Here is a 24,162-nt window from a genome sequence, read left to right as displayed (position 1 = left end):
CCCGCGCGAGTGGGGATGGACCCAACGCCGGAATCGCCATCGACCGTGGCCGTACCTGCTCCCCGCGCCTGCGGGGATGAATCCACCATGCTGTGGCGAACGAGCGCCACACCGAACTGCTCGCCGTAACTGCAAGATGCACCCACCCTGGCCGTTCGGCTGCTGGAGCGGACCTGAGAGATGTGAAAGTCCGGCGCCGCAGATGCTGGCGCGGGCGTGCCGTCTTCGCACTGCAGGTGAAGTGGTCGATCAAGTCGATCGCGGGCCAGCTATGCGCTGTGCCCATTGCTCCGCAGCAAAGGCGGACTGAGCAGCCACGCGTCCCCCCGGCGGTAGAGGGCGGCCGGGCGACCGGTGGGGGGCAGCCGCTGTTCTCCGGTGGGCTGCACGAAGCCCACCGTGTTGAGCACTTTACGGCGGAAGTTGCTCGGGTCCAGGGATTGTCCCCAGACCACTTCGTAGATCGCACGCAGCTCGCTCAAGGCGAATGACTCGCCGCAGAAGGCTGTGGCAATGGCGGTGTATTCGAGCTTGCTGCGGACCTCTTCAAGGGCGTCCGCGAGGATGGCGGCGTGGTCGAACGCCAGCGCCTCCTTGGCGCTCGCGAGTTCTGACACCGGGGCCCAGTAGGCGCGTTCGGCGTCGGTGCCTCCCACGGGCACGGGAAGGTCCGCCCCCAAGGCGAGGTAGGCGACGGTGACGACTCTTCCCCTCGGGTCGCGCGGCGGATCGCCGTATGCGCCGAGCTGCTCCAAGTGCAACTGGCTGCCGTCGATCCCGGCTTCCTCCCGTAGCTCGCGCAAGGCACCGTCGCGCAAGGTCTCATCCTTCTGGACGTAGCCGCCGGGCAGCGCGGCCCGGCCGAGGAACGGCTCCAGCCCGCGCTCGATCAAGAGCACCATCAGCTGGTCGTTCCTGACGGTGAAGATCGCCAGATCCACGGTCACCCACGACGGCTCCACCTCAGTGGAGTCATTCAGCCAGTCGTCCACCAGAACTCCTAAAGGTCATATTGACTTAAAGCTCCTCGGCACTTATGGTCTCATAGACCTTAACCTCGTAAGGTAGGGGCACGGCATGATCACTTCACATGCGCTACCGGCCAAGGAAGTGGTCGGCGAACCCACCGCAGCCACCCGCCACTTATGCGCTGGCATGTACGTTGACGAACGGTTCCGTGACCTTGTGATCGACGAGGTCTGCACTGCTCCGTACCGACGGGTCGCCCCCTCCTACGGCTTCGACATCGTTCCTGTCATGCGCCACGCGTGGCGGGCCGCGGCGCTGGCCGCGCTTCTCCGTGCGGTTCTGGTCGGAGCGGTGGTCGTTCCAGCCTTGGTGGGATTTCTGTCGTGCACCGTCCTCGTCGCGTGTGGCCTCGCTCTTCTTTGGATGCTCCGTGTCGCGATGGTGCTGCGGAAGGCCGATCGCGACCGGGAGGCCAAACGGAAATCGAAGCGTCGCGACCTGGAGCGGGAGATAAGCAATCGGCACTTCTTCGGGCTGCTCTTTCCCCGGAGGAAGACGCAGAAGGCGCTTACGTTCCGACGCCTCCGCGTCGTCGCACTATCCGTAACATCGGTCGGTGCGGCCGTGGCGATTTCCGATCCGGGTCAGGCCCTCATGGCCCTGGTCGTGGCTACGGGCATGTCGGTCATGTGCCTCGGGGTCGGAGCCACACGCCAGTTGATGCTCAACCGCATCCACCGGGCACCGAATCTCCGGCCCGCACACCTGTCTGGCCGGCAGCGGGTAGCGGACCTGCAGCAGCGGCAGGCATGCGCGGTTTACCGCCGCCCGCGTCACAGCGAGGACGACGGCGAGGAGGAAGATCTCACCGTCTTCACGCTCTTCGGGGACAAGTCGCCCTTCATCGGAGCCGGTGAACTCGTCTATCAATGGAACCCGCCCATGAGCATCCAGCTGCTGCGTCCAAGTGAGAAGAAGGACGCCACGCTCCATGAACTCGAGCACTCGGTGCCCCCCTTCCGGGCGCATGAACTGGTCGACTACTTACGCGATTCGGTCCGTCCGCTCGACACTGACAGCCAGGACGTCCGACTCCCCATACAGGTCTGTGACCGCGTCTACGTGGCCGAGACCGACGTAGCGACAGACTCGTCCCTCCTCGCCCAGACGTTGGACGAAGCCGAGCTCCGCACCGTCATCAACACCCCAGGAAGCAGACGGCACCACTTCCTCGAAGTCACCACTCCCACGGCCGGATCGGAATACGTCGCAACTGTCTTGTTGCACGTCAGTGTCCAGGGACGGACCTTGAGCATCTCCATGGCGGCGTGCGTCCTCGCGCACACACCGCGCTCGTTCCAGCGAACCGAGGAATTCGGACAGCACGGTGCCATCGCCGTGGTCTTGTCCGCCTTTCGAGAGCTCGTCGCATTGCCGCAGGAGATCCAGAGGTCGTGGCGAGCCGTCCGCTACCTCTACGCCCTGGGGAAGGCAGTCGTGCTTCCCCGCGACCTCACCAGCGACCCGATCCTCAATGTCCTCATAGGAAGCCGGGTGAGCATAAGAGAGGAGTCGAGCCAGGCGTGGTCCAAGGTGCAACTGGAGAAAAGTGACATCTTGGGCCAGATGAAGACTATTGAGCGGAGATTGCTGCGTGCCGCCAGTGACTTCCTGTCCTCCAAGGGCGTGGAGATATCCGAATTCACCGACCGCGCTATGAATATTATCAACAGCGGAATCTTCAACTTCGGTGACAACAACAGCTTCAACAACAACGCAGTGGGCGACGCGGCTCAGGCCAGTGTCGCAGGGAACCAGCCAGCTGCTTCCAGCAACTCCAGCGGAGGAGGAAACCAGTGACCACTAATCGGGGCATCGTCAGTCACGGAAACAACAACAACTTCAACAGCAATGCCATCGGAGAGCACGCCAAGGTCTTCGGAGGTGCTGCGCCCTCCCACGTCAGCGACTCGCCAAGCGGTGACGGCAGCGACGGTGGGGGCGTGCCCACGTGGGACATCGGAGTGGTCACCATCCTCAGTGAGGAATTACGCGCCGTCATAGACGAGTTGGACCTGCATCGCTATAAGGAGCCCGGCGGTCTCTACTTCTACCGGGGCAGCCATACCACCTCGGAATCAACTGTCCGCGTCGTGGCCACTCAGAGCCAGAGCCAGGGTCAGCGGTCGGCGATGGCGGCCCTGGAAAATCTGCGCCGCTACTATGCGCCGCGGCTGTGGGCCTTGGTCGGCGTGGGTGGCGGTCTTGACACCGAGCATGCCCGGATCGGCAACGTCATCGTCTCCACCGACGTCGTCTACTACGAAAACCGCAAGATCAATCCGCACGGTGACGTCCGCCGTCGCGGGGAGCACCGCCAGGCACCTGCGCCGGTGGTCCACGCCGTGAACGCCTTCTTCACCGACAGTGGCACCCCGGCACGCATCCACGGCCAACTCCGTACTCACGCCTCGGAAGAATTTGACGTCTACCCGGGGGTGATCGGGTCGGGCGAAGCCGTCATCGCCGACGGGAAAAACGAAATCCGGCGCTACCTCAAGAACTACCACGAGAAGGTTCTGGCCGTGGACATGGAAGCCGGGGGGCTCAGCCAGTACTGGCAGGAGAACTCCGTCCACGGCGGAGACAACCCTGGCTGGATCGTCGTCAGAGGCGTGTCCGACAACGCCGACGAAGGGAAGGGACACGGATACCACGAGCTCGCGGCCCGCAACGCCGCGCACATCCTACGACGTCTCCTTCCCTACATCTGTTCGCCGCTTACCTAGAACTCGACACCGTCCAGTCACAGGAGATGGTTCGCATGACTCCCTTTCTGCTCGGGATAGTCAGTTCGCTGGCAGCCAGCACGATCGCGCTCGGCCTGGGCCTCTTACGCGGTTCGCGCCCCCTGTGGTGGCTGATCGCCTGGTGCTCCTCGTTCACCGGCACCGGGCTCCGCCGCGTCTACCGTCACCAATCGTCCGCCGAGCAGGACATCGCACGTGACCTCGGCCGCGCCCGCTGGATCAAAGTCCTCGCAGGACGCGGAAACGTGCTCACCCGCGAGGCGTTCTCCCCTGTGTGGTCCGGCGAACTGTCACCCGACTCCGTCCAGGTCCTGCTGCCCGACTCCCGCACCCGAGCGGACTCCTGGCTCGACCGGCGCTCGTACGACGTCGAGCGCTTCGATGCCGGCTACACCCCGAACCTACTCAGAAACCAGGTGCGGACGAACCTGGAATACCTCGCCCACGTCACCTCCACGCAAAGCAATGTTGAACTCCGCGAGTTCAACCTGCCCAACACCTGCCGAGTGATCGCGACAGACCGAGCCGCCTTCCTGACCTTCTACAGCAGCTCCACCCACGGCAGGAACTCTCCCTGCCTGTACGTCCGGGCGCCCGGTCTCTTGTACTCCATCGCCCTTCAGCAGTTCGACATAGCGTGGATACACAGTTTCCCCGCTCGCCCCGCGCCCCAGGCCTGAAGTGTTTGTCCTGAGGCCACAGGGCACAGCGAGCGCGCCACCATTCGCCGGCCGGACTGCCTGCAGCAGGCACCTACCGTCGACTTCCGCGCCACCCAACATCCGGCGCGACGCGCTAATTCTGCCGCTCTCAGGACACGCGCTATGGGCCCGAAAGAAGGTCAGGGGCATAATGAGTCGCTCCCGCGAGCGGAGGCGGACCCGCGCCCCCAAAGGCCGTCCGCCAGTGCCCTCATTTGCTCCCCGCGCCCGCGGGGATGGCCCCTGGCATAGCGTCAGTAGAGTCATGAGTTAGTTCATGCATGCGGGAGATTCGCACGACTCACGCAGATGTCAGCACTCATGCGTGTAGAGCCCCATCGCTTCTCCGAGGCTGCGGCAACCGACCGCACCTACTGACAGCCCGGGAGCATCCGCACCCCCATGGGGATCTGCGACGCCAGCGTTCGCCGCCGCCGACGAGCGGAAACCGCCGCGGGTGCCATCAACCGGCAGAAGGCGACTGCAAGTCACCGACTGCGGGCCTCTGGGCCCCGCCCTACAGTGAGCCAGAGGCTCTGGCAGTTGGCGCCCGGACGCCTAGCGGAAAGCGGCGAGGGCTGACGATGGCGACGGCATTGGCAGCGGGCGTCGAGTAACGGCACGACGCGGGTTGGCGAGCGTTGATGAGGGCGGCACCCTGAGACGGAGACTCCCAGGCCGGACCACAGATTGTTCTCGTCGTCCGCCGCCGCCCGCGGTAGTGGCTGTGACGTCGTTCAGCGGCCCCAGACGGTCAAGGTCTTGTTGCTTCCTGCACGTTCTGAAGTGGCCTCGGGAATTGGCTTGTGCCAAGACCGGTCGCGGCGTGGTCAGTTGCGCGTGGTGGAGAACGGCGTGGCGTCGGCCCATTCCCAGAAGGCGCCCCCTTCGTCGACTTCCCGTTGCAGAAGGGCGAACAACGGGCTCATGTCAGTGCCGGGCGGGACGTCGATGGCGACGAACCGCTCCCCGTGCCATTCGCTGAGTAGGCCGGATTCCTTGATCGAGTTCTTGATGTGGCCGATGCTGCGGCCAAGTCGTTCGGCGTCCGCGCTCGGCTCAAGCAGTGTGCGCAGGACGCGGTGTCCGCTCGTCTGGGCGACTTCGACCACACGATTTGCCGGTGACAGGCGGACCCGGTCTCCGAGGGCGAGGCCGTAGGTCATGAAGGGGATGCAGGTCACCGCATATGTACCGTCCTCCTTGGGCCGGAACCATAGTTGCTCGATCTGCCCGTCGAGGCCGAAGGGGGCCAGATCGGCCTGGGCGATGTAGTTGCTCTCAGCCCGACCGACCGGGTCCTCGTGCACGATGTACTTCATCTCCACCGCCTCTGCCAGCTCATCTCGGCGAAGATCGTCCCACGGCCTCGGCCGGCGAAGCTGATCAGGTGGTCCACTACTGCCCGCCTTCTTGCTCCGCCCGGACTTTGGAACGAGCGTCGGCAAGCATGAGGTCGCGGTACCTCCACGTGCCGGACGCCATGCTCAAGGACGTCGCGCGGAAGATCGCCGAAGCCATCTGGGGGCGCCCCGCTGCACCCCTGTGGACAAAAACCAGGACAACGAGGGCTGAGAAGACACCGTTGGCCCCCGCTGCGAGCAGCGGGGGCCAACGGTGTATTGCCCGGTGAGAGCAATGGCGGAGGATACGAGATTCGAACTCGTGAGGGGTTGCCCCCAACACGCTTTCCAAGCGTGCGCCCTAGGCCACTAGGCGAATCCTCCGGGAGGAACAGTACAGGGCGTGGAGGGGTGGTTGCGAACTCGATGGGGGGGTGGGGGATCGGGTAGGGTGGGCGGCAGCCCCTCACGTGGCGCTATCTCGCTGAACTCCCCCAGGGCCGGAAGGCAGCAAGGGTAGGTGGGCTCTGGCGGGTGCGTGGGGGGTCTTTGCGTGGGCCGGCGGGGATGACGGGGCCGGATGTCGGTGGGCCCGGATAACCTCGTAGGCGTGTCCCTTGCTCTGTACCGCCGCTACCGTCCCGAGTCCTTCGCCGAGGTCATCGGACAGGAGCACGTCACTGACCCGTTGCAGCAGGCGCTGCGGAACAACCGGGTCAATCACGCGTATCTGTTCAGTGGACCGCGAGGCTGCGGGAAGACGACGAGCGCGCGGATCCTGGCGCGGTGCCTGAACTGCGAGCAGGGGCCGACGCCGACGCCGTGCGGGGTGTGCCAGTCGTGCGTGGACCTGGCGCGGGGCGGCGCGGGGTCGATCGACGTGATCGAGATCGACGCGGCGTCGCACGGCGGTGTGGACGACGCCCGTGATCTGCGGGAGAAGGCGTTCTTCAGCCCGGCCAGCAGTCGGTACAAGATCTACATCATCGACGAGGCCCACATGGTCAGCCCGCAGGGCTTCAACGCCCTGCTGAAGGTGGTCGAGGAGCCTCCGGAGCACCTGAAGTTCATCTTCGCGACCACCGAGCCGGAGAAGGTCATCGGCACGATCCGGTCGCGTACGCACCACTATCCGTTCCGGCTGGTGCCGCCCGGCACGCTGCGCGACTACCTGGCGCAGGTGTGCGAGCGCGAGGCCATCGCCGTGGAGGACGGGGTGTATCCGCTGGTCGTACGGGCCGGGGCCGGGTCGGTACGTGACTCGATGTCGGTCATGGACCAGTTGCTGGCGGGCGCGGCGGCGGACGGCGTGACGTACGCCATGGCGACCGCGCTGCTCGGCTACACGGACGCCGCGCTGCTCGACGAGGTGGTGGACGGGATCGCCGCGGGGGACGGGGCGGCGGTCTTCGAGATCGTCGACCGGGTGATCGAGGGCGGGCACGACCCGCGCCGTTTCGTCGCCGACCTGCTGGAACGGCTACGGGACCTGGTGATCATCGCGGCCGTCCCGGACGCCGTGGACAAGGGCCTCATCGACGCGCCGCGCGACGTGGTGGAGCGGATGCAGGCGCAAGCCTCCGTGCTGGGCGCCGCCGAGCTGAGCCGCGCCGCCGACCTGGTCAATACGGGGTTGACGGAGATGCGCGGCGCCACCTCGCCCCGCCTCCAACTGGAGCTGATCTGCGCCCGCGTGCTGCTGCCCGCCGCCTACGAGGACGAGCGCTCGTTGCAGGCCCGCCTGGAACGGCTGGAGCGGGGCGTCGCCGCCGGGGTCTCCGCCGGATTCGCCCAGGGCGGCGGCCCGTCCAGCGGCACGGGCACGGGTACGAGTAGGGGTACGGATACGGGCGCCCCGCAGGCCGTCGGACCCGCCGCCGCCAGGGCCGCACTCGGCGGCGGCCGTACCTCGGGCGAGAACGGTACGGCGTACGCCCCCGCCCAGGCACCGCACCAGGTCCAACCGCAGGCCCAGCCCCCGGCCCCCGCCGTACCCGCGTACGTACCCTCGGAGGCACCCGCCGCCGAGGCCGCCGCGCCCGCCGCACCGCCCGTGCCGCCGCCCCCCGCCCAGGCGCCCCCTGCCCAGGTGTCGCCCGCCCAGGCACCTCCCGCCCAGCGCCCCGGCGCCTGGCCGTCCGCCGCCTCGCCCGGCCAGCCGCAGAACCGGACCCCGGCGCAACCCCCGGCCCAGGCGCCCCCGCCCGCCGCGCCGCAGGCCCCACCGGCCCAGGCCCAGACCCAGGCGCAGGCCCCCGCCCCGACCGCCTCGCTCGGCGACCCCAGCCGGGTGCGCCAGATGTGGCCGGACATCCTGGAGGCGGTCAAGAACCGCCGCCGCCTGACCTGGATGCTGCTGTTCAACAACGCCCAGGTGGCGGGCTTCGACGGGGAGACCCTCCAGGTCGGCTTCGACAACCCCGGCGCCCGCAACAGCTTCGCGAACAGCGGCAGCGAGGACGTACTCAAGGCCGCCATCAGCGACGCGCTCGGCGTGCAGTGGAAGATCGAGGCGATCGTGGCCCCGAACGGGGGCGGTGGCGCCGGGAGCGCGGGCGGGCAGGGCGGAGGCGGCGGTTACGGAGGCGGCGGTGGCGCCCCCCGCCCCTCGGGCCCGCCGCAGCCGCCGGCCGGTCGCCCCGGGCAGGACCGCCCCCAGGGCGCCCCGAGACCGGACTTCCAGGCCGGCCCCCCCTCGTCCCAGGGCCAGGGACAGGGATACGGGCAAGACCGGGGGCCGGGCCAAGGTCAGTACCAGTCCCACTCCTCGCCCCAGTCACCGTCCGCGTCCTACCAGTCCGGGCCACCCCCCATGGACGACATGCCGCCGCCGCTGGAGGACGACGTCCCCGAGGACGACGACCCGGATCTCGTCGACTCCGCGCTCAGCGGCCACGACCTCTTCGTACGGGAGCTGGGCGCCACGGTCATAGAGGAGATCGCGCACGACTGAGGGCGCGGCGCACAGGGCACGGCGCGGGTGCGCGGCTGAACGCACGGCGCGGGGCACAACCGCGTCCGCGGCACAGGACCCGGCACAGGACCCGGCACAGGACCCGGCCCAGGACCCGACCCGTCCCCGGCCGAGTTCACCACCGGATTCGGGCACCCCACCGCTGGTGGACGCGTTGTACTCCCGTCGGGTGGTCCCCGCCCGGTTCCGATCCTCCGTACGGCGTAGGGCGCTGGGCCGTACGAACACGTAGGCTCGCCCTGTCACGAAAAAGGTGGCACCGCACCGCAGACGCCAGTCAGGAGTGAAACCGTGATTCCCGGTGGTCAGCCGAACATGCAGGCGCTGCTTCAGCAGGCCCAGAAGATGCAGCAGGACCTCGCCACGGCCCAGCAGGAGCTGGCCGAGACCGAGGTCGAGGGCTCCGCGGGCGGCGGCCTGGTCACCGCGAAGGTGACCGGCGCCGGTGAGCTGCGCGGCCTGGTCATCGACCCCAAGGCGGTCGACCCCGACGACACCGAGACGCTCGCCGATCTGGTGGTCGCCGCGGTGCACAACGCGAACGAGGCGGCGCAGGCGATCCAGCAGGCCAAGCTCGGCCCGCTCGCCCAGGGGCTGGGCGGCATGCCCGGCCTCCCGTTCTGACCCCTCCGGAAACCCCACCGGAGAACCGCGGAAACCGTGAGGAAGGCTCGTCGGCGTGTACGAAGGCGTGGTCCAGGACCTGATCGACGAACTGGGCAGGCTGCCCGGCGTGGGTCCCAAGAGCGCCCAGCGGATCGCCTTCCACATCCTTCAGGCCGATCCGGCGGACGTACGGCGCCTCGCGCACGTGCTGTCCGAGGTGAAGGCGAAGGTGCGGTTCTGCGGGGTGTGCGGCAATGTCGCGCAGGACGAGCAGTGCCGGGTCTGCCGTGACCCGCGCCGCGACCCCTCGGTGATCTGCGTGGTCGAGGAGCCGAAGGACGTGGTGGCGGTCGAGCGGACCCGCGAGTTCCGCGGGAAGTACCACGTGCTCGGCGGCGCGATCAGCCCGATCGAGGGCGTCGGCCCCGACGACCTGCGGATAAGGGAGCTGCTGAGCCGTCTCGCGGACGGCACCGTCACCGAGCTGATCCTCGCGACGGACCCGAATCTGGAGGGCGAGGCGACAGCGACGTACCTGGCCCGGATGGTGAAGCCCATGGGACTGCGGGTCACACGACTGGCCAGCGGCCTCCCTGTGGGCGGTGACTTGGAGTACGCGGACGAGGTCACGCTGGGGCGGGCCTTCGAAGGGAGGCGGTTGCTGGATGTCTGAGACCGTGACGAAGAAGCAGGACCAGGGCCAGAAGCAGGCTCAGGCGCAGGGCCAGAAGCAGGACCGGAGGCAGAAGCAGGACCAGATGCGGGATCGGGCACAGGACGTGGCGGGCAAGGAGCAGGAACCGGACGAGTTCGCCGTACAGATCGCGGACCAGATCGAGAGCTTCATCCTCTCGGTCCGCGAGGTCGCCAAGGGCGACGACCCGGACAGCGCGGTCCCCTACCTGCTGCTGGAGGTCTCGCAGCTCCTGCTGGCCGGCGGCCGGCTCGGTGCGCACGAGGACATCGTCCCGGACGAGCGGTACGAGCCGGACGTCGGTCCCGAGCCGGACGAGGACGACCTGCGGCAGCGGCTCGCGGCGCTCCTCGAACCGATCGACGTCTACTCCGAGGTCTTCGACCCGTACGTGCCGCGGTCGACGCCGGTGGCCTGCCGTATCTCCGACGACATGGCAGATGTCGTGGCCGATCTCACACACGGCCTCGCGCACTTCAGGGCCGGGAGGATCTCCGAGGCGCTGTGGTGGTGGCAGTTCTCGTACCTGTCCAACTGGGGCTCCACGGCCAGTGCCAGCCTGCGCGCGCTCCAGTCGCTCGTGGCCCACGTACGGCTGGACAGCCCGTTGGACGAGCTGGACGGCCTGGACACCGGCGGCGACGGGGACGACGAGGAGGAGCTGGCCGAGGAGGCGGGCAAGGTCATGGAGGCCGAGCTGGGGACGCTGGGACTGCGCCCGGCGACGTAGGACGCCCCCGGGCGACCGCGGCGCCCACGTACCCACCGGACCCACGACGCCCACCGCACTCACCGCCCCCGCGCCTCCGGCCGTAAAACTTGCGGCTGATCACGCCTCGGGCGACGTATCTCACCATGCGATACGTGCGGGGCGGATCGTGCCTGCTCGTTAAACTGGGCCGACCGCAACAACCCCTGGAAATCCCCCGGCACCCCCTGGGAATCCCTGAGCGAGGAGCGCACGTGGGCCTTGTCGTGCAGAAGTACGGCGGCTCCTCCGTCGCCGATGCCGAAGGCATCAAGCGCGTCGCCCGACGGATCGTCGACACCAAGAAGGCGGGCCACCAAGTGGTCGTCGTGGTGTCCGCGATGGGCGACACGACGGACGAGCTGATCGATCTCGCGGAGCAGGTGTCACCGATTCCCGCGGGGCGCGAGTTCGACATGCTGCTGACCGCCGGTGAGCGCATCTCGATGGCGCTGCTGGCGATGGCGATCAAGAACCTCGGGCACGAGGCGCAGTCGTTCACCGGCAGCCAGGCCGGGGTGATCACCGACTCGGTGCACAACAAGGCGCGGATCATCGACGTCACGCCCGGCCGTATCCGTACGGCGCTGGACGAGGGCAACATCGCGATCGTCGCCGGTTTCCAGGGCGTCTCGCAGGACAAGAAGGACATCACCACGCTCGGGCGCGGCGGCTCGGACACCACCGCGGTGGCGCTGGCGGCGGCGCTGGACGCCGAGGTGTGCGAGATCTACACGGACGTCGACGGCGTCTTCACGGCCGACCCGCGGGTGGTCAAGAAGGCCCGCAAGATGGACTGGATCGCCTTCGAGGACATGCTGGAGCTGGCCAGTTCCGGCTCCAAGGTCCTGCTGCACCGGTGTGTGGAGTACGCGCGCCGCTACAACATCCCGATCCACGTACGGTCGTCGTTCTCCGGGCTGCCCGGCACCTGGGTGAGCAGCGAACGGCCCGCGAACCTTCCGCGACCGCAGCAAGCGCGTGCCGCGTACGAGTCAGCACAGGGAGACAGTCCGATGGAGCAGGCGATCATCTCCGGCGTCTCGCACGACACGTCCGAGGCCAAGATCACGGTGGTCGGCGTGCCGGACAAGCCGGGCGAGGCGGCGACGATCTTCCGGGCCATCGCGGACGCCGAGATCAACATCGACATGATCGTCCAGAACGTGTCGGCCGCGGCCACCGCGCTCACCGACATCTCCTTCACGCTCCCCAAGGCCGAGGGCCAGAAGGCGATGGCGGCGCTGACCAAGGCGCAGACGGTCATCGCCTTCGACTCGCTGCGCTACGACGACCAGATCGGCAAGATCTCGCTGGTCGGCGCGGGCATGAAGACCAACCCCGGCGTCACGGCGACCTTCTTCGAGGCGCTGTCCAACGCGGGCGTCAACATCGAGCTGATCTCGACATCCGAGATCCGTATCTCGGTGGTCACCCGGGTCGACGACGTGAAGCCCGCCGTGCAGGCCGTGCACTCGGCGTTCGGTCTGGACAGCGACAGCGACGAAGCGGTCGTCTACGGGGGGACCGGGCGATGAGCGCCGCGCCGCGACCGTCGCTCGCCGTGGTGGGGGCGACGGGGGCGGTCGGCACGGTGGTGCGCGAACTCCTCAGCACGCGCCGGGACGTCTGGGGGGAGATCCGGCTGGTCGCCTCCGCGCGCTCGGCCGGGCGGCTGCTGCCGGTGCGCGGCACCGAGGCGCAGGTCGTCGCGCTCGACGAGGCGGCCTTCGACGGGATCGACGTCGCGCTCTTCGACGTGCCCGACGAGGTGGCCGCGCGGTGGGCGCCGATCGCGGCGGCCAAGGGCGTGGTCGTGGTGGACAATTCGGGCGCCTTCCGGATGGACGACGAGGTGCCGCTCGTGGTGCCCGAGGTCAACGCGCACGCGGTACGGATGCGCCCGCGCGGCATCGTCGCCAATCCCAACTGCACGACGCTGTCGATGATCGTGGCGGTCGGCGCGCTGCACGCCGAGTTCGGACTGACCGAGTTGATCGTCTCGTCGTACCAGGCGGCCTCGGGCGCCGGGCAGGCCGGGATCGCGGCGCTGCGCGACCAGATGACGAAGGTCGCTGGGACGGAGGCGGGCACGCAGGCGGGCGATCTGCGCCGCACGGTGGGCGACTTCGGGCCGTTCGCGGCGCCGCTGGCGCTCAATGTGGTGCCGTGGGCGGGCTCGCTCGCGGGCGACGACGGCTGGTCGTCGGAGGAGATGAAGGTACGCAACGAGTCGCGCAAGATCCTCGGGCTGCCCCATCTGCGGGCGACGGCGACCTGCGTACGGGTCCCGGTGATCACGACCCACTCGCTGTCGGTGCACGCGCGCTTCGAGAACGAGGTGACGGTCGCGCGGGCGCACGAGATCCTGCGGAACGCGCCGGGTGTCGTGGTCTCCGACGACCCGGGGCAGGGTGAGTTCCCGACACCCGCGGACGCGGTCGGCACCGATCCCACGTGGGTGGGGCGCGTACGGCGCTCGCTCGACGACCCGTGCGCCCTCGAACTGTTCGTCTGCGGCGACAATCTGCGCAAGGGCGCGGCGCTGAACGCCGTCCAGATCGCCGAGGTGGTGGCGGCGGACATCGCCGTCTGAGGCCGCTCGGACACGTCCTCGGCAATGTGCCCGGGGACGAAGTTGCTGGTCTGGACCACTTGAACTCACGTACCCGAACGTTGGAGACTTTGCATTCCCCCGCGGGAACCGACTCGCTCGGGGGAGCGTCTTTGTGTCAGCGCACTGCCCTATGGTCTGGTCCCTAAGGTGCTGCACACCGAGCGTGGTCCGGGGGGAAGCGTCGGTGCAAACAGGGCGTTGAGGAAGAGCTGGTACGCATGGGGATATTTGACGCTCCGTCGAGCGGCGTGTCTTGCGCGTACAACCCTGAGGGGGGGATGCGTGTCCAACAGTCGTGGCGGAGGCACTGGGTATCGAGGCGGCATTCGGACGGCACGGGACGATCGCGCCGCCCCGGCTGCCGCGTCCACGCACGTCGGTGTCCGGTGCGCTCTCCGGTGGCATCCCGGTGATCGCGCCCTGGCCGGTCGTGCGGGTCACGGCCGCGGAAGGCGAGGACTCTGACTCGGCGATGGCAGTAGGCACCACGGTCGACCACCTCACCGAGACCTACCGCGCGCACTACCGTTCACTGCTCGGCCTCGCCGCGCTGCTGCTGGACGACACGGCCTCCTGCGAGGACGTGGTCCAGGAGGCGTTCATCCGGGTGCACTCCGCCCGCAGCCGGGTCCGCGAGCCGGAGAAGACCCTGGCCTATCTGCGCCAGACGGTCGTCAACCTGTCCCGCTCCGCCCTGCGCCGCCGCATCCTGGGCCTGAAGCTGCTCTCCAAGCCGATGCCCGACATGGCGAGCGCGGAGGAGGGCGCGTACGAGATCCTGGAGCGCGACCAGCTCAAGGCCGCGATGCGTACGCTTCAGCGCAGGCAGCGCGAGGTGCTGGTGCTGCGATACTTCGCCGACATGACCGAGGCGCAGGTCGCCGAGACCCTGGGTATCTCCCTGGGCTCGGTGAAGGCGTACGGTTCGCGAGGCATCGCGGCGCTGCGCGTCGCGATGGAGGCGACGGCATGACCACCCCCGACGACGCGCACGGTATGGAAGACCAGAACAAGAACCAGGATCAGGACCAGGGCAAGGGCGCGGACCACGGCGAGGACCGGGTCCGCGACCTGGGCTTCGGCTCCCCCGACGCCGCTGACGCCTCGGGCTCCGGCGCCGACCGCACTTCCGGCGCCGACCGCACTTCCGGCTCCGGCTCCGGCTCCGGCTCCGGCTCCGACGGCATCTTCGGCCTCGACGGCGGCTTCGACTTCGCCAGTCTCGAACTCGACCTCGACAGTGCCGACGGCGTCGAGCACACCCCGGAAGAGGCGGCGCTGCGTGCGCTGCTGCACAACGCCGTCCAGGGCATAGAGGCGTCCCCCGAGGCGCTCGACCACCTGCGGCGCGCGATCCCGGCCCGCAGGCAGCACCGTCGGCAGGCGCTGGCCGGTGCCGCGGCGGCCGTGGTGCTGGCCGGCATGGCGGTGCCCGCGCTGATCCACGCCGCCGACACCTCCAGCAGCACCAACGCCCTCCCGGCGAACGTCTCCAGCACCCACGCCTCCGCCCCAGGCCAGGACGGCCACACCAACTACTGGGCGGGCGGCCCCTCTTCGGGCCAGGCGGCCACCGGCACCGGCGGCGCGGGCACCTCGTCGAAGAGCCCCACCGACGATCCGCCGCCCGCGACCACCACCCCCTCGGACTCGGCGGCGGTCTCCGCGCCCGACTGCTCCAGCGCCCAGCTCGGCCAGGGCACCAGCTCCGCCGACTCCCCGGACTCCTCCGGCCGCGTCTACGGCTGGTTCCGCGTCGCCAACGTCTCCGGCGTCCCCTGTACGGTCCCCGGCAGCGGGCAGGTGCAGGTGCTCGCCGAGGGCTCGGCCGACCCCTCCCGTATCCAGGTCGTCGGCCACACCCCGGGCGACCCGGCGAGCAGGCTGCCCTCCGGCGTCGACGGACCCGTGGTGCTCGCACCGGGCGACACCTACGAGGTGCAGTTCGCGTGGGTTCCCGCGGGCACCGGCACCGGCGGTTGCCCCACGACGCCCACCACTGCGCCGACCACCCCGACGCCCACGCCGACGTCGAGCGACCCCGCGAGCACCGGAGGCCCCACCGGCTCCGACCCGGGCAGCGGCACGGACGGTGGCAGCGGCAGCAACGGCACCTCCACCCAGTTGGGCAGCGGTGACCCGCCGACCAGCCCGCCCCCCGGCAGCGTCGCCCTCAACCACACCCCGGCCGCGGGCGCCCCCGTCGTCGAGGGCCCTGTCATCCAGAACGCCTGCGCGGGCACCCTCTACACGACGGCCGCGCTCCCCGGCACCACCAGCGGCAACACCACCCCCGGTACGGGGACGAGCGGCGGCACCGGAACCGACTCGGGAGCGACCGGCTCCGGCTCGTAGGGCCTCCGGGTACTCCGGGGACTTCGGCGACTTCGGGGAACTCTCCCCGGACTACCTCCCCGCACCTCGCGGGACCAGGGCCGGTGCTCCTGGCCACCGGGGCCGAGCGCTGCGCCTGGCCGCGCGCCCGGCGTCGGCTCCGGGCCGGTGCGGGTCCCCGGTTGCTGGGCCGCGAACGGCCCCCCGTACCGTTGTGGTGTGTACCGGTTCCTGCTCACCCCGCGCTGGCTGGCGGTCAGCGTGCTGTCGCTGCTCGCCGTGCCGTTCTGCGTCTTCATGGGCAGTTGGCAGTTGAGCCGGTTCGAGCTGCGGGTCGACTCCCACAAGAGCGCCGAGCACGCCCAGGGCAAGGCCGTCGCCGAGGCGGCGGTGCCGTTGGCGACACTGCTGCCGCAGCCGCGCACCCAGGTGCCCGACGGCGCCTCAGGACGCTCGGTGAGCGCGACCGGCCGCTATGACTCCTCCCATCAGCTCCTGGTCCCCGGCCGCACCCTCGACGGCCACGACGGCTACTACGTACTGACCCCCTTGCGGGTCGGCGCGGACGGCGCCGCCCTGCCCGTCGTCCGCGGCTGGCTGCCGGGCGACGCCTCCGCCGCCGCGCGTACCGGTGCCGTACCGGCCGCGCCGACCGGCGAGGTCACCGTGACCGGCGCCCTCCAGTACCCGGAGAGCACCGGCACCGACGGCGTGCAGTCCAACGGCGCGCTGCCCTCCGGACAGCTCGGCATGATCAGCGCCGCCTCGCTGGTCAATGTGCTGCCCTACCCCGTCTACAGCGGCTGGATCACCGCGAGCGACCCCGCCGCGCCGCTGAAGGCGGTGCCCCCGGCGGCGGCCCCCAACAGCGGTCTGGACATCAAGGCGTTCCAGAACCTCGGCTACACCGGCGAGTGGTTCGTCTTCGCCGGCTTCGTCGTCTTCATGTGGTTCCGGCTGGCCCGCCGCGAGGCCGAGACACGCGCCGACGCCGAGTTGGGTCTCGTCCCCGACGACGGTGACGACGAGCCGGGGCCCGGGCCGGACGCCTCCGGCGCGGACCGGGCGGACACCGTCGTCACCGCGTCCGCGTCCGCCGACGCCTAGAGCCGTACGCCGAGGCGCACTCTGGCCGCACGTCCAGCCCGACGACTGGCCTGCGTCGAGCCGCACGTTCAGCCGTACGCGAACCCGGACGACCGTCCTGACGCCTGTCCGGGTGTCGAGCCGCACGTTCAGCCGTCCAGCCGTCCAGCCGTCCAGCCGTACGCCCATCCGCCCGCCCGCCGGCCGGAGGCCCGGGGGCGCCCCGGGGTCGGACCCGGCCCGGTCCAACCCCGGCTGACCACCGGCCCTACCGCCCTGCCGACCTACCGCCTACTCGCCCGCGTGCTTCAGCGCGAAGGCCAGTTCCAGACGGACCTGCTTGATCCGCTCCTCCACGACCAGCGAACCGTGCCCCGCGTCGTACCGGTATACCTCGTGCGGCTTGTCCAGCTCCCGCAGCCGCTCGACGTAGTTGTCGATCTGGCGTATCGGGCAGCGCGGGTCGTTCATGCCCGCGCTGATGTAGACGGGGGCGGCCACGCGCTCGACGTAGGTGAGCGGGGAGGACGCCTCGAAGCGGTCGGGGACCTCCTCGGGGGAGCCGCCGAAGAAGGTGCGGTCCAGCGACTTGAGGGCCTCCATCTCGTCGGCGTACGCGGCCACGTAGTCGGCGACCGGGACCGCCGCTATGCCCACCGTCCACGCCTCCGGCTGGGTGCCGAGGCCCAGCAGGGTCAGATAGCCGCCCCAGGAGCCGCCGGACAGGACCAGCCGCCGCGGGTCGGCGAGGCCCGAGGACACGGCCCACTCGCGGACCGCCGCGATGTCCTCCAGCTCGATCAGGCCGACGCGGTGCTTGAGCGCGTCCGTCCACTCCCGGCCGTAGCCGGTCGAACCGCGGTAGTTGACCCGGACCACTGCGAAGCCGTGGTCGACCCAGGCCGCAGGACCCGCCGCGAAGGAGTCCGAGTCGTGCCAGGTGGGACCGCCGTGGATCTCGAACACGGTCGGGAACGGGCCCTCGCCGACCGGCTTCTGGACCAGCGCGTGGATCCGGCCGCCGGGACCCTCCACCCACGCGTCCTCCACCGGCACCGACTCCGGTGCCCGCAGCCCCGGCGCCTCCAGCACGACGGCGCCGGTCGTGGACCGCACCGCGGGCGGGCGCTGCGCCGACGACCACAGATACTCCACCGTCCCGTCGGGCCGGGCGGTGGCGCCGCTGACCGAACCCGGCGGGGTGTCGAGCCGCGCCAGGGTGCCGGCCGCCAGGTCGTACCGGAACATCTCGCCGCGCGCCTGGTAGTCGTGGACGACGAGCAGCGCCGAGCCGTCCGGATACCACTCGGCGTGCACATCGCCTGGCAGGTCTATGGCCAGCCGCGTCTCCACGCCGGTCGCGGTGTCCCAGATCATCGGCAGCCAGCGGCCGGACCGCTGGTGTCCGACCAGGAGGCGGGTGTCGCCGACGACGGGGGCGAATCCCAGGCAGTCCAGGCCCAGCTCGGCCCGGCCGCCGTCGGTGTCGTCCAGCTCCGCGACCGTCGAGCCGTCCGCGACCGACAGCACCCGCAGCGCGCTGTGCATCGCGTCGCCGTGCTCGGTGTGCTCGATCACGACCAGCGTGCCGTCCTCGGAGAGGTCGCCGACGCTCGCCGACTCCGCGTGCCGGTAGACCTCGACCGGCTCGCTGTCCGGCCGCACCACGTACACCGACGTGCCCTCGTCGTCGGTGGACCGCCCGACCACGGCCAGGCCGCCGGGGCCCAGCGCGAGACCGGCCGGGTACGACGCCTCCAGGCCGGGCGCCGCCGGTACGTCCTCACCGCCCGCGAAGGGCTGCCGCATCCATATCCCGAACTCGTCCCCGTCCGTGTCCGAGAACCACCACACCCACGCGCCGTCCCGGCTCAGCGTGCCGTCCGTCGTCCCGTTCGGCCGGTCGGTGACCTGCCGTCGCCCGCCCGTCGCCCGGTCCCAGGCGTACAGCTCGTACGTCCCCGTCACGTTCGACACGAACAGGCTTCGGTCCGGGGCGTCCTCGGCCCACTCGGGCAGCCCGACCCGCGGCGCCCGAAAGCGCTTCTCCCACTCCGGCATGGATCCCGCCGGGGATCCGGTGATCTCGTTCATGCCCCCATGATGCTCCGCCCCGACCACATTCGGGCACCCACTCTTCACAGCCTGTGGATAACTCCGTGCCCGGCCGCCGCGGATCATCGCGGCGGCGTCACGACGCGCCGCGCGCGGGGGCCGTGTCCGCCGTGCCGCGTACGACCACGACAGGGCACGAGGCGTGCACGGTGACCGTGTGGCTGACCGAGCCGAGGAGGGTGGAGCGGAAGGTGCCGTGGCCGCGAACGCCCACCACGATCAGGTCGGCGCCCTCTCCGGTGTCGAGGATGGCCTGGGCCGGGTTGCCGAGCACGGTACGGCGGGTGACGGTCGCTGCCTGTTCCGGGGTGAGGGCCGCCTCGACGGCCCGCGCCAGGATCTGGTCCGCGTTGGCCTCCAGATCGACGTCGTCGGGCAGCCCCGGCAGCCCGGCCCAGCCGTACGCCGACGGCATCTCCCACGCGATGACCGCTTCCAGCGCGTCGCCGGTCAGGGCCGCCTGCCGCGCGGCCCAGCGCAGCGCCTTGATCGACGGTTCCGAACCGTCGACCCCGACGACGATCCGGCCCGCGGCCGTGCCGGTACCGGAGCCCGTGCCGGAGCCCGTGCCGGAATCGGCGCCTGATCCCGTGCCCGCGTCCGCGCCCGTGCCCGCGTCCGTGCCCGCGCCCGTGCCCGTGCCCGCGCCCGCGCCCGCGCCTGCGTTCGCGCCCGCTGCCGTGCCCGTCCCCGTGTCCCGCGCCGCCTCGCTCATGGCCGTCTCCCTCGCCTCGCTTGCCCGTCCGACCCCGGATACGGTCGGCCCACACGCCAAGCGTGCGCGACAAGCGGTGCGTGGCGGGGCATTTCGGGCGGTCGGCGGTGCGCGTCGGATACGCGTCCGGCTCTCCGGCCGGGTCGGCGCGCGCGGCCCGCACCGTCGTGGACGCGGAGGCGCGCGCCGCTTTCGCTGGATACGGAGTTGGCGCCTGCGCGGCTCACCGCTGTGGCCGTGGGAAACGGCTACTGGCGGAGGTAGCGGTCGCGGACCAGGGTGAACCGCATGGCCCACTCGGTCAGTTCGGCCAGGCTGCGGCTGGACACGCGGCCGGTGCGGATGGTGCCGTTCGTCAGGACGACGGCCATCCGGAAGACGGATTCGTGGTCCTCCACGACGCACTCGGCGAAACGGATCACCGGCCAGGGGAGGTCGACGGTCTGGCCGTTCTCGCCGAGGGAGATGCCGTAATCGTCCGCAAGTAGTGCGTTCTTCCGGTCCATCGCCAGGAATTCGGGGACGTCGTCCTCCGGCGACCACGCCGGGGTGCCCGGGACCGGGGCGGGCGAATGCGCCGGGTAGGCCGTGGCCAGCGAGGTCGACGGCGGGATCGACGGACCGGGGACGCCGGGCGCGTACGAGGGAGGCGGCGGAACGGCCCCTGGGGCGTACGGGTTGGCGGTGGCCGGAGGAGGCGTGGGCACGGGAGGCCGCGGGTCCGAGGTGCGGGGGGCCGCGTCCCCGGTGCGGTGCGGGGCGTCGGCCGTACCCGCCTCGCCCGTACCCGAATCGCCGAACCAGTCGAGGAGTTGGTCCGTGCTCGGGCGGTGGGACGGCTCCTTCGTGAGGCAGGCCGCGACCATCGGGCGGATCGCTTCCGGGACGGCGGAGACATCGGCCTCGTGGTGCACGGAGCGGTACATCAGGGCGACAGGGGTGCCGCCGCCAAAGGCGCTGCCGCCCGCGGCGGCCACCAGGACCGCGCCGAGCGCGAAGATGTCGGCGGCGCCGTCCACGTCACGGCCCTCGGCCTGCTCGGGGGCGAGGAAGCCGGGGGTGCCGAAGGAGGTGCCCGTGGTGGTGATCCGGGTGTTCTCGACGGCGCGTGAGATGCCGAAGTCCAGTACGCGCGGGCCGTCTTCGGCCATGATGATGTTGCCTGGTTTGAGATCGCGATGCACCAGACCGCAGCGGTGGATCGCCTCCAGCGCCTCGGCGAGGGCGGCGCCCAGCGCCTTGAGCTGTTCCTCGCCCATCGGGCCCCGCGCGGCGAGCAGTTGGCCGAGCGTCGGACCTTGCACGTACGCCGTCGCCAGCCACGGGGCCTCCGCGTCCGGGTCCGCGTCCACCACGGGCGCCGTGTGGAAACCGCCCACCATGCGCGCCGCGGCGACCTCGGCGCGGAAGCGCTCCCTGAAGGACGGGTCCGCGGCGAGTTCCGGCCGCGCCACCTTTACCGCCACGTGGCGGCCTCCGCGCGAACGGGCCAGGTACACCAGGCCCATTCCGCCTTCGCCGAGCTTGCGTACGACGACGTAGCTTCCGATGCGGGTCGCTTTCGCGTCGGCGCCTGTCGCTGTGCCGTTGGAGCCGTTGGAGCCGTTCGAGGCGCTCGTGCCGTTCGTATCGCTCGTGCCGCTCGTGTCGTTCGGGCCTTGCACGCCCAGCCGCCTCCTCGCGTCCCCCGTCTGGCCAGGCGCCCAGTATGACGGTCCCTCTGCGGGGTGCGGTCCCCCATTTCGCGCGGGTGCGGGCCACGCACCCGCGCCCCTTTGGGACTTGGTCTCTTGCGTGAGGGGCGGTGGCGGCCAGGCGGGAATTTGCGGACACGCCCTACGACAGCAGGGAGCGGATCGCGGCGCGGTCGACGGTGGTGAGGGCGCGGACGAGGGGCGGGGTGAGGAAGACGAGGAGGAGGCCGAGGAGGGAGGCGCCGGCGACCTGGAGGGGGGAGGAGAGGTAGTAGGCGTGGTGGACGCCGCCGGAGGTGTACTCGAAGAGGCGGTAGCCGGGCCAGTCGACGTAACGGGGGAAGACCCAGGCGTAGGCGGGGTAGAGGGCGACGGTCCAGCCGGTGAGGAGGAAGGTCAGGGTGAGGACGAAGCTCGCGACGCGCCAGGGGAACAGGAGGACCTGGAAGAGGAGGGCCTTCCAGGCCGAGGCGTCGCGGAGTCTGGCGGTCATGGCGGCCCAGCGGCCGGGGGTACGGGGCGCGGGGACGGGGGCGGGCTCGCCGACGCGGAGGGAGAGTTGGCTCCCCGCGCGGGCACGTTCGGCGCCGCCGAGCGCGCGGGCCCCGGTCAGCATCGCGGCCAGGACGGGCACCCCGATCGCGGTGAGGGCGAGGCTGGTGCCGACGGCGAACATCGTGACGGCGAAGACGAATCCGGCGATCGCGATCGGCAGCGACGTGAGCGCGTAACCGACCTCGCGGAAGGTGACGGCGGAGAAGGGCGCGCGCCAGAAGCCGGGCGGGACGCGGCCGGGCCCTGGACCCTTCGCGGGCGAACCGTACGCGGGATGCTCGGCGTCCGGAGCCGACAGCAGGCCGGGCCGGGCCTGCGACGCGGCGGCGGGATGAGAGGAGCGCGGCTGCGCGGCGGACGCCTGAGCGGCGGCGGTCTGAGTGGCGGACGCCTGAGCGGCGGCGGTCTGAGTGGCGGACGCCTGAGCGGCGGCGGTCTGAGTGGCGTGGGGGAATGTGCTGGCGGTCATCGCTGGCCTCGAATCATCGCGGTGGGGACCGTTCCGTCCTGATGCCTAGACGATCCCGCTCGGCACCCCTCTCGCGGCATCCGGCAGCCCGGCCGGTCGGGGGTGGGGCCAGCCCCACCCCCTGCCATTCTTGAACGGTGCGCGAAACAGGAGACGTCCCGCCCGAATCCGGCCCATCCGGCCCGTCGGACCCCGTCGGCCCGTCAGACCCCGCGGCCCCTGCCGCCCCCGCCGCCCCCGTCGCCCCCGTCGTCATGAGCGGTACGCCCGGCTCCTTCGCCAGGAGCGTGCTGGCCGACCGCCACCCGGCGCTGATCAGGCAGGTCGCGGACGCCTTCCCGTACCCGCCCGAGCAGCGCCGCGCACTCGACGCGCTCGTGGAGGAGACGGCCGCGCCCGCCTCGGCCGACGCGACGTCGGGCCCGCCGATCGGCCCGCTGTCGACCCACACCCACACCCACACAAACACCGGCCCCGACACCCGCACCCGCGCCGACGACGTCCGACGGTGGGCCGAATGGGGCGCGGAGGCGTACGTCGGCCGTATGTCGTGGTACGAGGTGCCCTTTCTGTGGGCCGAGAGCTACTTCTACCGCCGGCTGCTGGACGCGGTCGGCTACTTCGGGCCGGGGCCGTGGCAGGGCGTCGACCCCTTCGCGCCGTTCAAGCGCGCCGAGTTGACCGGGCCCGAGGTCGCCGACGAACTGGCCGCCCTCGACGCGCTCGACGACCTCGCCCCGGACGACCGGGACCGCGCCGTGCTCCAAGGCGCCCTGTGGGGCAACCGCGCGGACCTCGGCTTCCGCATCTCCGCGAACGGGTCTACGGCGAACGCGTCCTCCACGAAAGCGCCTTCGGCAGAAGCTTCTACGGCGAACGCGTCCTCCACCAACGCCCCCACAAGCACCCCCTCCGACGACCTCCTCGCCGACGACAGCGCCGCCCTCTGGCGGCACCTCGCCGCCGCCCCGCCAGGCACCGCGGCGGTGACCGTGATCGCCGACAACGCGGGCCGCGAGCTGATCCCCGACCTGATCCTGATCGACCATCTCCTGCACACCGGCCGCGCCGCCACCGCGGTCCTGCACGTGAAGCCGTACCCGTACTTCGTCTCGGACGCGACGACCTCGGACGTCGTCGACTGCCTGCGCCGGATCGGACAGGCGCCGGGCCGCAGAGCGCGGGAGACCGGCGCGCGGCTGTGGTCGGCGCTGGGCACCGGCCGACTCGCCGTCCGCGCGCACCCGTTCGCCTGCGCGCCGCTGCCGTACGCCGACATGCCCGCCGATCTGCGGGCCGAACTGGGCCGCGCCACACTGACGGTGCTCAAGGGCGACCTCAACTACCGCCGCCTGGTGGGCGACCGCCTGTGGCCCCCGACGACCGCATTCTCCCTGCCCACCGGCTACTTCCCGAGTCCGCTGGCCGCCCTGCGCACCCTCAAGTCCGATGTGATCGTCGGCCTCGACGCCGGTACGGTCGCCGCGCTCGACGCCAACAGCGCGGCGAACGGCGGGGCTTGGCGTACGAGCGGGACGTACGCCGTCGTCCAGGTGCGTACGGTCTGAACCTCCGGACCCGCGGGGAAGGACCGTCTCCGCCCACTTCCACGGCACGCCCGGACACGCGGGGCCGCACCCTCTAGGCTGCAACCGCCGCACGCGCATGATCAGTTGACCGGACGCGTGCGGTGCAGCGCGCACCGACAACGTGAGACGACACAGGACGACGA

Annotated in this window: 19 protein-coding genes, 1 tRNA gene and 1 other RNA gene; 14 read left to right on the top strand and 7 right to left on the bottom strand. The window is 70.7% G+C overall.

Features of this window, described 5'->3' with window-relative positions; genetic code table 11:
• Positions 1-269: 269 nt before the first annotated feature.
• Positions 270-992 carry an NUDIX domain-containing protein gene (locus ACFZBB_RS25160; protein WP_391126478.1) on the bottom strand — a complete coding sequence of 241 codons (723 nt, stop codon included), beginning with the start codon at positions 990-992 and terminating at the stop codon, positions 270-272.
• A gap of 85 nt (positions 993-1,077) precedes the next feature.
• On the opposite strand from ACFZBB_RS25160, the gene ACFZBB_RS25155 reads away from it, so the two are divergent.
• From ACFZBB_RS25155 to ACFZBB_RS25145, 3 genes are read left to right on the top strand one after another with little or no spacing between them, the layout of a single operon-like run.
• Positions 1,078-2,829 carry a hypothetical protein gene (locus tag ACFZBB_RS25155; protein ID WP_391126475.1) on the top strand — a complete coding sequence of 584 codons (1,752 nt, stop codon included), beginning with the start codon at positions 1,078-1,080 and terminating at the stop codon, positions 2,827-2,829.
• Positions 2,826-3,758, top strand: a complete 933-nt coding sequence (locus tag ACFZBB_RS25150) for a hypothetical protein (protein ID WP_391126472.1) — start codon at positions 2,826-2,828, stop codon at positions 3,756-3,758. Before ACFZBB_RS25155 ends, ACFZBB_RS25150 begins: the two co-directional genes overlap by 4 nt.
• A gap of 35 nt (positions 3,759-3,793) precedes the next feature.
• On the top strand, positions 3,794-4,459 hold the full coding sequence (locus ACFZBB_RS25145) for a hypothetical protein (protein ID WP_391126469.1): 666 nt from the start codon (positions 3,794-3,796) through the stop codon (positions 4,457-4,459).
• An 851-nt stretch (positions 4,460-5,310) separates the two neighbouring features.
• Here the strand turns inward: ACFZBB_RS25145 and ACFZBB_RS25140 are convergent.
• Entirely contained in the window at positions 5,311-5,802 is a 492-nt protein-coding gene (locus ACFZBB_RS25140) for a DUF4265 domain-containing protein (protein WP_391126466.1), read from the bottom strand.
• A 317-nt stretch (positions 5,803-6,119) separates the two neighbouring features.
• Positions 6,120-6,207 (bottom strand) — tRNA-Ser (locus tag ACFZBB_RS25135).
• 76 nt (positions 6,208-6,283) lie between these two features.
• Between ACFZBB_RS25135 and ffs the strand changes: the two genes are divergently transcribed.
• From ffs to ACFZBB_RS25085, 10 genes are all read left to right on the top strand, one after another.
• An RNA gene (ffs, locus tag ACFZBB_RS25130) (signal recognition particle sRNA small type) lies at positions 6,284-6,374 on the top strand.
• A 59-nt stretch (positions 6,375-6,433) separates the two neighbouring features.
• Positions 6,434-8,776: a DNA polymerase III subunit gamma and tau gene (locus ACFZBB_RS25125; protein ID WP_391126464.1), complete on the top strand. Its 2,343-nt coding sequence runs from the start codon at positions 6,434-6,436 to the stop codon at positions 8,774-8,776.
• 312 nt (positions 8,777-9,088) lie between these two features.
• The gene (locus ACFZBB_RS25120) at positions 9,089-9,421 is read left to right on the top strand and encodes a YbaB/EbfC family nucleoid-associated protein (RefSeq protein ID WP_391042507.1); all 333 of its coding nucleotides are present in this window, start codon (positions 9,089-9,091) and stop codon (positions 9,419-9,421) included.
• A 55-nt stretch (positions 9,422-9,476) separates the two neighbouring features.
• Complete coding sequence (recR, locus tag ACFZBB_RS25115) at positions 9,477-10,076, top strand: recombination mediator RecR (RefSeq protein WP_355335946.1); 600 nt, start codon at positions 9,477-9,479, stop codon at positions 10,074-10,076.
• Between the two features lie 85 nt (positions 10,077-10,161).
• The gene (locus ACFZBB_RS25110) at positions 10,162-10,827 is read left to right on the top strand and encodes a DUF5063 domain-containing protein (protein ID WP_391126968.1); all 666 of its coding nucleotides are present in this window, start codon (positions 10,162-10,164) and stop codon (positions 10,825-10,827) included.
• A gap of 233 nt (positions 10,828-11,060) precedes the next feature.
• Positions 11,061-12,383 carry an aspartate kinase gene (locus ACFZBB_RS25105; RefSeq protein WP_355335948.1) on the top strand — a complete coding sequence of 441 codons (1,323 nt, stop codon included), beginning with the start codon at positions 11,061-11,063 and terminating at the stop codon, positions 12,381-12,383.
• Positions 12,380-13,441: an aspartate-semialdehyde dehydrogenase gene (locus tag ACFZBB_RS25100; protein ID WP_391126460.1), complete on the top strand. Its 1,062-nt coding sequence runs from the start codon at positions 12,380-12,382 to the stop codon at positions 13,439-13,441. The genes ACFZBB_RS25105 and ACFZBB_RS25100 overlap by 4 nt, the downstream gene beginning before the upstream one ends.
• Positions 13,442-13,757: 316 nt before the next feature.
• A complete protein-coding gene (locus tag ACFZBB_RS25095; RefSeq protein WP_391126457.1) occupies positions 13,758-14,435 on the top strand; it encodes a SigE family RNA polymerase sigma factor in 678 nt (225 codons plus the stop codon).
• Positions 14,432-15,817 carry a hypothetical protein gene (locus tag ACFZBB_RS25090; protein ID WP_391126454.1) on the top strand — a complete coding sequence of 462 codons (1,386 nt, stop codon included), beginning with the start codon at positions 14,432-14,434 and terminating at the stop codon, positions 15,815-15,817. Before ACFZBB_RS25095 ends, ACFZBB_RS25090 begins: the two co-directional genes overlap by 4 nt.
• A 198-nt stretch (positions 15,818-16,015) precedes the next feature.
• Positions 16,016-16,903 carry an SURF1 family cytochrome oxidase biogenesis protein gene (locus tag ACFZBB_RS25085; RefSeq protein WP_391126451.1) on the top strand — a complete coding sequence of 296 codons (888 nt, stop codon included), beginning with the start codon at positions 16,016-16,018 and terminating at the stop codon, positions 16,901-16,903.
• Positions 16,904-17,173: 270 nt separating this feature from the next.
• Here the strand turns inward: ACFZBB_RS25085 and ACFZBB_RS25080 are convergent, their stop codons facing one another.
• From ACFZBB_RS25080 to ACFZBB_RS25065, 4 genes are all read right to left on the bottom strand, one after another.
• Positions 17,174-18,976: a prolyl oligopeptidase family serine peptidase gene (locus ACFZBB_RS25080; RefSeq protein ID WP_391126449.1), complete on the bottom strand. Its 1,803-nt coding sequence runs from the start codon at positions 18,974-18,976 to the stop codon at positions 17,174-17,176.
• Positions 18,977-19,073: 97 nt separating this feature from the next.
• The gene (locus tag ACFZBB_RS25075) at positions 19,074-19,520 is read right to left on the bottom strand and encodes a universal stress protein (protein WP_391126965.1); all 447 of its coding nucleotides are present in this window, start codon (positions 19,518-19,520) and stop codon (positions 19,074-19,076) included.
• Between the two features lie 440 nt (positions 19,521-19,960).
• On the bottom strand, positions 19,961-21,376 hold the full coding sequence (locus ACFZBB_RS25070; RefSeq protein WP_391126446.1) for a protein kinase: 1,416 nt from the start codon (positions 21,374-21,376) through the stop codon (positions 19,961-19,963).
• A gap of 172 nt (positions 21,377-21,548) precedes the next feature.
• Positions 21,549-22,430 carry a sensor domain-containing protein gene (locus ACFZBB_RS25065; RefSeq protein WP_391126443.1) on the bottom strand — a complete coding sequence of 294 codons (882 nt, stop codon included), beginning with the start codon at positions 22,428-22,430 and terminating at the stop codon, positions 21,549-21,551.
• Between the two features lie 254 nt (positions 22,431-22,684).
• On the opposite strand from ACFZBB_RS25065, the gene ACFZBB_RS25060 reads away from it, so the two are divergent.
• Positions 22,685-23,998: an ARMT1-like domain-containing protein gene (locus ACFZBB_RS25060; protein ID WP_391126440.1), complete on the top strand. Its 1,314-nt coding sequence runs from the start codon at positions 22,685-22,687 to the stop codon at positions 23,996-23,998.
• Positions 23,999-24,162 lie beyond the last annotated feature (164 nt).

The organism is Streptomyces sp. NPDC008139 (assembly GCF_042957025.1).
Lineage (GTDB): Bacteria > Actinomycetota > Actinomycetes > Streptomycetales > Streptomycetaceae > Actinacidiphila.
The sequence above is the reverse complement of the archived record's forward strand: the minus strand, read 5'-3'. Positions and strand labels throughout refer to the sequence as shown.